We start from the raw sequence: 10,612 nt of genomic DNA, 5'->3' as shown, positions 1-10,612 counted from the left end.
GAGATGCTTGAAAAGAATCCAGCTTTAATGCATATCAGGGGACAAGTAACCGATTTATCAGGCCGCAAATTTACCAATATTAGTATATCAATTGCTTCATCTTGAGAGTAAACCGAATTATAAAAAAATCTCTGAAATTACAGCAAAATGGCATCCTGATGCGGGCATGGTATACTTTCATCTGTTATTACAGCGATTACATAAGGAACGATTAATCGAACGTGAGTTCGACGTAAAAGGCATTTCTTTGCCTTTTACGTCGCTAAAACTAATTGCTCAAAGGAAGCACCATATGTATACTTACTAACATAAGTTAATGAAGAACATTATGAACACACATCAAAAAATCAGCTGTCCTGCATGTAATAAACGAAACACCTGGCACTCAGATAACCCATTCAAGCCTTTTTGTTCTGATCGATGCAAACTTATTGATTTAGGTGAATGGGCTAGTGAAACTCGAAAAATTCCAGGAGGTTTTGTTGATTCAATGCACTCATCTAATATTAATCCGCACCAAGAGGAAATGAGTGACGATATGTTTTAATCAATTTGCCTCACAGAATTTTTGACATCTTTATAGGCTGTATTTCTTAAAACATCCCCGTGAGCGCTAAGAAGATGTTTAAATTTCAATTTTAATAAAGGTGCAAAATCACTGCTTTGCACTCCCGTGGCTTTCAGCCAAATAGGTGAAATTTGAGCTTTTGCAATTTCTCCTTGAGATTTAGCTGCTTTTGCGGTGTCTTCACTAAAAAATTGATCCGCTTCCACCCAATTTTTAATGCTGTCACAAGTGATAATAATACCCTCATGGTTATCAATGTATAGAAACCCTTCTGCAGGAGCAGAGTTTTTAAACATAAAGAAATGAGTATTTTTTATGGGTAGCTCATCAGCATTTTTTAAGTAGTGGATTATAGGATACCGAGATTTTCCCTCTTGATCTTCAGTAGGAACAGTCCATAAACAGGCATTGTATCGATCTAAATAAAAACCATCATCCCTACCATGAAAAGCCCCGATCTGAATAACATGCTTAACACATCCTAACTCATCAAGCTTTCTTAATCCGTCCTCATTCAGACGCACAGTATTAATAAGTGCTAAATCACCATCACTTTCAATTATGATCATGTTCCTACTGTGTTGAATCTTCATATTCTCAAAATAAGTAATGTTTGTACCGCGTACAACATAGATACCTTTAAATTCTTTAACAATCTCGCCATGAGGCCATACAGGAGAATATTCTGACATCATATCTTTCTCTTTCTAAATAGTAACCGTGGAGCGATTCTAATTTAGAGCACTTCTATTCTAAGAAGATAGCCCCACCTCCACTGCCATTAACTTAGGATTTGAGTCCTCGCGAAAGCGAGGACCCCTGTTGATGGAGGCATTATACTTCTATAAAAATGGATTTCAGCTTTCGTGAAAATAACAGAATCCTTAAATTAATGACAGTAATACCTACCTCTTACTCATTTACATAAATTGTCTCACACAACAAACCCTAAGAGGCGTAATCTTATCCACGTCACTAGGTATCCCATAGGTAAAATTTCTAGTGATTGCATTATAAGCAGAATTCACAGATGATTCAGTGGAGCGCCAATAATCGCCTCCAGGGGAAAACCCGCCTATGACTGCGTAGTGTGCCCAAAGACAGTTAAGTTGTTCCCACATAATACCTGAACTGATGTCCGTAGGTGCTGCTATTAAGTGTAATAAGCCACCGTTATCACAAGCAATGAGATAGTAGCGACAGCAGGATTTGCGGAGTCCAATTCACTTGAGTCGTCAAATCCGAAGTAGTTCCGTTAGATAAAATACCCGTTGCAGTAAATTGCTGATTTGTCCCTTTAGCAATAGAGGGCTTACTTGGTGTAATCTGAAGTTGAGTCACAACAGCAGCAGTAACTTGTATGGGTGCTGAACCTGATAACTCATTGAAAAAGGCAGAAATAGTGGCATTACCAACATTGACTCCAGTAACAAATCCCTGAGTTCCCGATGTTCATTTCCATGCAATTGCAAAGAGAGCATACAGGATTGTTTAGGTGCCAATGTGAAAGGATTTTTGCAATTTTCTAAACCACCCGTATTTTGACTAATCCCCTTTATTGGCACCATAGTTAAGGTGCGTGTTAGTTTGGTATTATTGGTGACTTGATAATTTACTGTTACTGACCCTGTACTGGGACTGTAACTTGAGTTGGAGTAGTTGCTACGATACCGAATGTCGGTTTAGAAAGCGCCTGCCCTAAAATAGGAAGACATAATGCTAAAATCCCTAGAGTTATACGCGACATTAAAGAAGCAAGTTTGCAAGTCATAGCATATCCTTAAGCGAAAAACAGGTGCTAATTGCGATTATTAGATGTGATTTAACATTCTATCTTATGCGATCAAAACTAACTTTGTATAGAGCCAATAAAATTATTGCTTTCAAAGTAATATACACCCTAGTTCCCTAGATGAGTTCGATTGCATTGTACGCACAATCCTTTGATTTCTACAGTACAATTTATAATTGAAAATTGAATGGAGTCAGCTGATTCTTTTACGGGGGTGAAATCTATAATGCACTCTAATTCTTTGACAAAATCACATTGATTGCAGATGAGAAATTGTGCTTGCCCCACATGATGCCCATGCAAACAGGCAACGTACGATTTAAGGCTATCAATGCAGTGAATAAATCCCTCTTGATGCCAGAATTGAATGGCGCGATAGACTGTAGGTGGCTTGGGATTTTCAACTTCCATGGATAATTTTTGCAATATCTCATAAGCACTAAGCGGAGCGCCCTCTTTTACTAAAATTTTGAGGACACGTTCCCTTGGCTCTGTAAATCGATAGCCATGAGCCACGCAATGCTTATAGGCCTTGTCCAACAAATTATGCTTCATAATCATCTTTAGCTTTTTAATATTTAATTTACTAGTGTATCACAGAATGTAAAGCATCATTACCTAGCTGATCACTATAATGCACTATGTCTTCGAAGACTCTTTAATTTGAGTAGAAAAGACAGTCATTATGGAACGCCACCGTTTTGGTATTGGTTCGTATAAATACTGGGATTATCCTCATCCTGATTTGGTGCAAATTGTACGCGAGGAAATTTATCCAAAACAAGTACCTAAGCAGAGTTCACTAATTCTTAAATGCATCATGAAGTAAGTGAGATTCTCGTAGAAGATGAGTTGAAACGATTAGGAGGTCTATTCGAAAAAGCACCTAATTGGCAAAGTTTCGTTATCATTGATAACCATCTAATTACGGGACAAAATCCCGCATCTTCAACCGCTAGCGCCCAAGCATTAGTCAAGCTACTCGCGTAATCCATATAATGCAGTACTCTCTTGAATTACAACACTCAAGAGAGTTTCTAATTAAAGGCTGATTTAGAGATTAATCAGCCTCTTTGCAGAATCAGACAAAATATTCCATAGCTATTGAAAAACCCTTTGATCTACGCTCGCAAAAACTGTTCCTTTAGGTCCTGCTACTTCACCGCCGTTTTCTCCAAACATTGTAGAACCGACTACTCCTAAGAAAGATGGGAGAAACAACAGCACAGCAGAAATAAACACCAAAGCTATTGGTGTTCCAATCGGGATTTGGGTTGGGTTATCTTTGTGCTGTTTAAATTTCAGAATAGCGCTGATAGAAAAACCTAACCCAGCTATATAGGAACCAGCAGTAATTAATTTAGCCAACTGTTCAAATGAATTTGTAATTTGTGAAGCCATTTGACCTAGAGTAAAGGTATTTTCTGCAACTGCACTTTTGCTAACACAAATTAATAAACCCAAACAAGCAATACTACATATCCGAAACAAATTATTTGGTTTCCCTACAACTTTATTATTCACATGTACTCTCCAATTTAAAATTAATTAAAATCGTAATTTCTGTCACGGCTATCCATTTAAAATTTTCAATAGTACTCGTAATAGAGATATGACAATCATTGGAACAAACAGGGTTCTCTAAACAAAAAATCACAAAGCCATTTCTAGGTCTTCAGCGCTATTCAGTAATCTCAGTTGTCCTTTTGACATAACTTTTGGATAAAATACTATCACTTAAAGTGGCTTAGTCGAGATATTTTAATCATTTTACAAATATCATCAATACTCATCCCATGATTTTTATGCCTGCTCTTTCTTCAAAATTCAAAAATGGATCGGGTGTTAATAACCTTAATTGATACTGAGATTTCATCTTTTTAAAAAGGTGTGTCGCAACTGATGAGGAGTAAATTCAAATTTTTCATGCTCAGGTAAAAATGCCAGTGCTTGCTTTAATACCCTCTGGCAGATCCGACAAACATCCAAAGTTTGCAAACGAGTACCATATCTTGTAATAAATAAAGGCTCACCTTCTTCTGCCTCTCTTTTTTCTAAATAGTGATCCAAATATTCCCTACTCTCTTGTGGCAATGGAATTTTTTGACTTACGCGTTTTGACTTACGGCGCAGAACATCATACAGTCCTTTTTGCCGATACTGTCCTATGTTAAGTGATACCACCTCTGACTCCGAAGCCCTGTTCCCATAAGTACATAAAATAGAGCCGCCTCCATCACAGGATTTTGATTTTTACGAGTACAGCTTTTAATACGCTGCTCGCAAGCTGATTTTAATCGCATCATCTGACGCGAGGTCAATCCATTCCAATCCGGAGCATCAGTTTGTAAATCTTTGACTTGAGCAAGAGGGTCGCCAGAGAGCAAAGGTCTTTGTTGATGCAACCATCGGCCCACATTTTACTATGTATAAAAATTATTTATTTGTTCTTGTTCTTTAGCAATGAATTGTTATAATGTAACACTTTCAGGGAGCTTGTGTGCAATTTGAGGGATTTTGAGCCACTTTCCTTTTGAATTTTTAGGGGTAAAACCATGTATTATAATTATCGATTGTACCTTTCAGATGATGTTCCATTTCTCGATCCGAAAAAAACCGCCGAAAAAATAGAACACATTTTGAATGAAGCCAAAGAATTGAGATTAGTACGAGTAGCAATCGATTTGACCAGTCAAAATAAAAGCATCAGTTTATTGTGCAAATCCAAAGATGCTCATGCCATACAGACTAAAGTAACTCAACTTTTGTTGGCAGAAGACATCGCTGTAAGTGAACTAATAGAGAAAGAAGCACTTTCAGATGAAGAAGAAATAGTATACGAAGCTCATCAACATACATCGAATCCCGTACACTCTTTGCCTCTTAAGAAACACAGAAAAAAATCCAAGCACAATCATTCAAATAAGCCTTCTCAGGATTACTGCCCCGGCCATTGTCATAATCATTCTCATGACCATTCTCATGACCATTCTCATGACCATTCTCATGACCATTCTCATGACCATTCTCATGACCATTCTCATGACCATAGTCATAGTCATGAAAACCATTGGCTTAAGGCTGCTCTAGGTTTGATTTGGGGAATAGGCTTGCTTGCTCTTTCTATTGCAAGTTTCAATATTCCTATGACTGCTTATTACGTCATAACAGGACTTACTACGTTAATGACCTTATATCTAGGCCATACTGTTTATCAATCAACATGGGATGCGTTGCGTGACAAAAAATGGGATACCACAACTTTATATACGATTAGTACTTTGACCATCGTCGCTGTGTCTATCGCCAGCATGTTTATCCCTGGATTACCGATGATGTTTGAAGCCGCACCTCTTGTGTTAGGCTTTTGGCATTTAGCAGAAGGAATTGAGCATACTTTAGTGGGTGAAATCAATAAAAAATTAGATGTACGCGATTGTATTACTCCATTAGTCCTATTGAAGGGAAATCCTGAGAAGCAAGTTTCTGTCAAGACGTTAATCCCTAATGACATCATTATGGTGAAACAAGGAGAGGTTATTCCTGTTGATGGCATATTAACCGAAGAAGCCCTACTTTATACTACTCGAATCGATGGTTCACCCAAGCTCAAAAAATTTAAACCGGGTGATACAGTAAAAGCAGGCATGCGTTTAGCGGATCACCTTCCTTCATTGCACATGCGTGTTACAAAAACGTATCCAAATTCCTATCTCTCCTTGATCGCAAAAAATATTACTCAAGCGAATAATGAAAAAGCACCTATCGAGTTATTTGCGGATCGAGTATTGAAATATTTTATTCCGGCTTTGCTCGGTGTAGCGCTCGTTTCAGGTATTGTCATAGGTTCATTGTTTACTCCTGCACTTGCCATCCAATGCGTCATATCGGTTCTTGTAAGTGCCTGTCCCTGTGCATTAAGTTTGATTACGCCCATGGCCGTTAAAATTGGGATGAAAAAAGCCTCCGAACAAGGGATTCAATTTAAAAACGGCAAAGCATTACAAGCTGCCGCTGATATTGATACTATTGTTTTTGATTTAAATGGTACACTCACTAAAGGCGAGGTTGTAGTAGATGCGCTGTATATCGATGATAAAAAACTCTTGCATCATATCGCATTATTAGAAAGCCAATCCGATCATCCAGTAGCAAAGATCATTAAATCATACCTACACGATCAAAATGCTGTATCCGATGAGTCTTTAGAAATTACTTCTATTGATAAAAGTCATCATTCCGGTATAAAAGGCGTAATTAATGGCGAAACTTTTATGGTCGGTAATAAAGATATGCTTTTAGCAAATGGAATTACGCATATAGCTAAACCTTATGATAATCCTAAAAATGGTTCTGTTTATATTGTACGTGGAGAAAAAGTAATAGGACAAATTGCCTTAGCTGACCCTTTGCGTGAAGATGCCATTGCAACAATAAATCACCTAAAACGTTTGGGTAAAACAATACATATTTGCACAGGAGCTGATAGAGCAACCGCGGAAAAATATGCCTTATTATTAGGTATTTCTAAAGATAATATTTGTGCAAATACCGTAGGTGCTGTCACTAAGTCTGGGGAAATATCTAAAGCAAGTTATATTCAACTGTTAAAGCGCAAAGGCCTGAAAGTTGCGATGGTAGGTGATGCGGCCAATGATCTCACAGCGCTTGCCTATGCAGATATAGGCATTGCTGTCCAATCCAACATTGGGGATACCATCACGCAACAGCAAGCTGGAATAGTAATCCAACAGGGACTGTTATTTCCTATTGCCACAGCTTTTGATGTCGCTCAAAAAACCAAAGATAATATTTACCAAAACTTATTCGTGAGTTTGGCTTATAATTCAACCATTACTTTAGTGGCAGCAGGATTATTTGTTGCTTTAGGTTTTACACTCAACCCTGCAATTGGTGTTGCTTTAGTGGTGCTGGAATCCACAATTGTATTGGCCAATTTATATCGTTTTAAACAACAAGCAATTGTGTCTGCGGCAGCAAACAGTAAAAATGCAGTTATGGATCTAGAGCATTCTGAACATACAACTTCAAAAGTTTTACACGCTTTGGGTTATCGTTCGCAACCTAAAACAAATCTGGCAGTTGTACAGGAGCCTAATGCCGTGAACCCCAAAGCGAGAAATTTATTTGCATCTAAAGAAAATCATTTTGCTCCTACTCTTCAGGCAACGCAACAAGAGGTAGTGTGCCAAATCTAATATTGCTACCGAAATGAGATCACTCCATCTCCGAATAACCTAGTCTCCACTACCAAACTTAAATAATCTGTTGTCCTCGCCAAGCGGGGATCCATTTTTAAGTTAGACACCGGTTTTGGTGCAGAGAAAAAACTATTTGACACAATGTTCAACCAAGTGACATAATGAGTTTTTATTACATATTGATGCTCGCTAATATGCAACACCAATGCTTTCAACAAATGATAATGCGCTGCCTGGACACTGTTGTCGAGATTGGGCGGAGTTATTTGAAAAAGCGCTAACAAATTAATCCTCACCAATACCAGTGTCCAGGTTTAACGATACTGGTTCGAATCTACTCCCAGTATAAAGCGCTCAAATTCAAATTTAGTGGCAAAAATTTGATAATTAATTTTGCTGCTGAATGTAACCCAAATTTCTATCCATAGAAGCAAATGGATTAATTTGGGACAAAATGAGGCAATTATCATGAGTTCTAGCATAACAGACATTTTGTCAAAAATTTTTAATGTAGAGTTTGTATTGAAATCTTACATTCAACGCCATATTAAAGGAGTTCCACCTAAATATACTTATTCCGAAGAGTCAGGAGTAAATCCAGCTTTTCAACGTATTGAGGAAGTTGATGCCTTACTTCGACCTAATGAAAAGCGCATATTTGCGTTACGCAGTGATTTTATTCTAGCAACTGGAGTTAAAAACGCGGAGCAGCAACATGGTTATCAAGGGTTAAAAGAAACTTTTGAAGAATCACAATATCCATACTTAAATTGGAACGATCGATATGGCCATCCTTCCCTTGCCATAGCCGATAATAATTACGATGGAACTGTTCTTTATGCCGGATTTATTTGCCAACGGCATGGATACTTGGAAGTTTTCTTATCCTCTGGGAGATACAATCGATGTAATCGAGTTGACGAAGGAATTTTACCGCTAACAAAGGAACAAATTCACGTCATTGAGTCTTATCTGGCATTAAAGTTTCAAAAAGCTTACGGACTCCAAAAAGTAGTATTTTATGATACAACTCCGGAACAAGACGATATTGATTCTGCATTATTTTTTAAGAATAAATCGATCTCTAAACATAAAAGTCCTAGAATCTATCAATCTTCTTCAATTAGCGCAGCAGTTCAAATAGCGCATCGTGATTCATGCTTTGAAAAAGCTCAAAACTATATTAAAAATAATATTGCGCCGGTTAAACCCAAATATAGTTATTCCAATGAAGGGAGTATCAATCCAGGCTATCAAGAGATTACAAGTATTCACTATCCCTTGCGACCACAAGAAAAGCGAATTTGGGCTTTACGCAGCGATTTTATTTTGGCCACTGGTATAAAAAATGCTTATGAAAAAGAGTATGGATATACGGGATTTAAGGACAGTTTTAGTAAGTCTCTTCATTCATTTTTAAATTGGAACGATCGGTATGGCCATCCTTCATTAACTCTTCCCGAAAATGATTATGACGGTTCTGCATTTTATGCGGGGTATGTCTGTCAACGAACAGGTTATCTCCAAGTATATCTTGTCTCCGGAAGATTTGAACGAAATGATTTAAATGAGGAACAAACCCATATATTAGAGGCTTATATTGCTGCCCAATTTCAAGCAGTTTATGGTAATCAAGAAATTGTTTTTGACTACGGTGACTCAAATATTTCAAGTTATCATGCTGCATTTTTTAGAGATGGACTATTTGAAAAAAACAATCCTCAACGACGTTACACTCAATCATCGATTCAAGATATTCTACAAAATATCCCTACAACTCAAAGCGAAGAACAAGTGGAAAAGAGCCAATATTTTTCAATATAAAATTATAGGGAATGGATACCCTACAATAAAGTACTCTAGAGTTGAGCTCAGCTTCCGGGCATTGTAACTCTCTGTAAATGATAAATTATCTAAAAAATTCATATGAGATATAAAAACATTCAATTGGATCAATAATCAACACTATAGTCAAATGATTAAATATCATTAATATTGTCCTATGAGTCTCTTATGCCAAAACTTATTGAAGAAAATAAAAATGCAAATGAATATGATTATTCGTTTGTAATTGGAATTCATGGAAAAAAAGAAAACCAAAGTGTACTTAAAGAAACATGGTTGGAGAAAGAAGGTATTGGCAAGAGCTCACTCATTCAACGCTTTATGGCAGATAGTTTTTCTGCAGGCTATCCTTATTGCAGTACGGATAATGGCGGAAAAATTTTAATCATAGATGATAAGAAAGTAAAATTACACCTTTATAAGGATTCCTATTTAGTTCGCAATCCTCGACATTGTGATTGTAATATTGTGTTATTTGACTGTACTGATGTAGCAAGTTTTAACAATGCGCAACAAATAATTAATGATTCTCGATTTAAAAATACTCTTGTTGTGTTGGTAGGTACAAAATTAGATTTAACCTCAAAAAAATTAGTTGATTACAACACAGCCAAACAGTTTGCAAATCAGCACGATTTATCTTTTTTTGAAGTAAGCTCTAAAAACAGTCACAATGTATCGGAGTTATTTAGATGCTTAGCAAAAAATTTGATAATCCAACAAAATATTAAAGATAATGAGATTAAGTACCAAAAACATATCAATGCATTAACCTCTTATATACAACAAAGAGAAACAGAGCCTGAATTTCATTGGAAAGCTCGCTTTTTTAGCTGCGGAAAAAATATTGATGCTATCAGTAAACACGCTAAAATCGCTGCTGCAAAGAAGGTAATTGAGGAACTAAGAACTGGTAAAGAGCCATCCTATTCAGAGGAAGAATTAAAAACGTTACACGATGGGCGCTTGGGTAAAATTATAAAAAATATACACAACGAATTGAAGCATCCTTTTAAAGAAGTATTTTCCAATAAAAATACCTTCATGATGTCATAATTCATTCTAAAATAAGCTGTTGGATCCGTAGGGAGTGAGTGACAAGTGCTGAGCTGAAGATGCTGATTTTCATCTTGTTCGATCACCTTACCCCAGCAGAATTAAGACTTAATGGTGTTAACTCTTACT

Annotated in this window: 12 protein-coding genes; 5 read left to right on the top strand and 7 right to left on the bottom strand. The window is 36.8% G+C overall.

Annotated features, from left to right (window positions below; genetic code table 11):
* Nucleotides 1–328: 328 nt before the first annotated feature.
* Nucleotides 329–547: a DNA gyrase inhibitor YacG gene (locus tag Lgra_RS04355; RefSeq protein ID WP_058498059.1), complete on the top strand. Its 219-nt coding sequence runs from the start codon at nucleotides 329–331 to the stop codon at nucleotides 545–547.
* On the opposite strand, the gene Lgra_RS04350 is transcribed toward Lgra_RS04355, so the two are convergent.
* From Lgra_RS04350 to Lgra_RS04345, 4 genes are all read right to left on the bottom strand, one after another.
* Complete coding sequence (locus Lgra_RS04350) at nucleotides 544–1,263, bottom strand: hypothetical protein (protein WP_238584355.1); 720 nt, start codon at nucleotides 1,261–1,263, stop codon at nucleotides 544–546. The two genes, Lgra_RS04355 and Lgra_RS04350, sit on opposite strands and share 4 nt — an antisense overlap.
* Nucleotides 1,264–1,744: 481 nt before the next feature.
* Nucleotides 1,745–1,909, bottom strand: a complete 165-nt coding sequence (locus Lgra_RS18220; protein WP_238584354.1) for a hypothetical protein — start codon at nucleotides 1,907–1,909, stop codon at nucleotides 1,745–1,747.
* Nucleotides 1,910–2,186: 277 nt separating this feature from the next.
* Complete coding sequence (locus Lgra_RS18215; protein ID WP_238584353.1) at nucleotides 2,187–2,339, bottom strand: hypothetical protein; 153 nt, start codon at nucleotides 2,337–2,339, stop codon at nucleotides 2,187–2,189.
* 129 nt (nucleotides 2,340–2,468) lie between these two features.
* Nucleotides 2,469–2,915, bottom strand: coding sequence for a Fur family transcriptional regulator (locus tag Lgra_RS04345; protein WP_058498058.1), 447 nt, complete (start codon nucleotides 2,913–2,915; stop codon nucleotides 2,469–2,471).
* A gap of 258 nt (nucleotides 2,916–3,173) precedes the next feature.
* Here Lgra_RS04345 and Lgra_RS17385 point away from each other — a divergent pair, with 258 nt between their 5' ends.
* Nucleotides 3,174–3,350, top strand: a complete 177-nt coding sequence (locus tag Lgra_RS17385) for a type 1 glutamine amidotransferase family protein (protein ID WP_238584352.1) — start codon at nucleotides 3,174–3,176, stop codon at nucleotides 3,348–3,350.
* A 111-nt stretch (nucleotides 3,351–3,461) separates the two neighbouring features.
* Here the strand turns inward: Lgra_RS17385 and Lgra_RS04340 are convergent, their stop codons facing one another.
* The 3 genes from Lgra_RS04340 to Lgra_RS18205 form a co-directional block, all read right to left on the bottom strand.
* Complete coding sequence (locus Lgra_RS04340; protein ID WP_058498057.1) at nucleotides 3,462–3,884, bottom strand: hypothetical protein; 423 nt, start codon at nucleotides 3,882–3,884, stop codon at nucleotides 3,462–3,464.
* Nucleotides 3,885–4,232: 348 nt separating this feature from the next.
* Complete coding sequence (locus tag Lgra_RS18210) at nucleotides 4,233–4,544, bottom strand: tyrosine-type recombinase/integrase (RefSeq protein WP_238584351.1); 312 nt, start codon at nucleotides 4,542–4,544, stop codon at nucleotides 4,233–4,235.
* On the bottom strand, nucleotides 4,526–4,777 hold the full coding sequence (locus Lgra_RS18205) for a hypothetical protein (protein ID WP_238584350.1): 252 nt from the start codon (nucleotides 4,775–4,777) through the stop codon (nucleotides 4,526–4,528). The genes Lgra_RS18210 and Lgra_RS18205 overlap by 19 nt, the downstream gene beginning before the upstream one ends.
* Nucleotides 4,778–4,915: 138 nt before the next feature.
* Here Lgra_RS18205 and Lgra_RS04330 point away from each other — a divergent pair, with 138 nt between their 5' ends.
* The 3 genes from Lgra_RS04330 to Lgra_RS04320 all read left to right on the top strand — a co-directional run bounded on the left by Lgra_RS04330 (nucleotide 4,916) and on the right by Lgra_RS04320 (nucleotide 10,483).
* Entirely contained in the window at nucleotides 4,916–7,579 is a 2,664-nt protein-coding gene (locus Lgra_RS04330; RefSeq protein WP_058498056.1) for a heavy metal translocating P-type ATPase, read from the top strand.
* Nucleotides 7,580–8,050: 471 nt separating this feature from the next.
* Complete coding sequence (locus tag Lgra_RS04325) at nucleotides 8,051–9,406, top strand: hypothetical protein (protein WP_058498055.1); 1,356 nt, start codon at nucleotides 8,051–8,053, stop codon at nucleotides 9,404–9,406.
* A gap of 189 nt (nucleotides 9,407–9,595) precedes the next feature.
* A complete protein-coding gene (locus tag Lgra_RS04320) occupies nucleotides 9,596–10,483 on the top strand; it encodes a Rab family GTPase (protein ID WP_058498054.1) in 888 nt (295 codons plus the stop codon).
* Nucleotides 10,484–10,612: the final 129 nt, after the last annotated feature.

Source organism: Legionella gratiana, assembly GCF_001467695.1.
Classification (GTDB): Bacteria; Pseudomonadota; Gammaproteobacteria; order Legionellales; family Legionellaceae; genus Legionella; species Legionella gratiana.
Note: the sequence above shows the minus strand (reverse complement) of the source record. Positions and strands in the feature narration are given on the sequence as shown.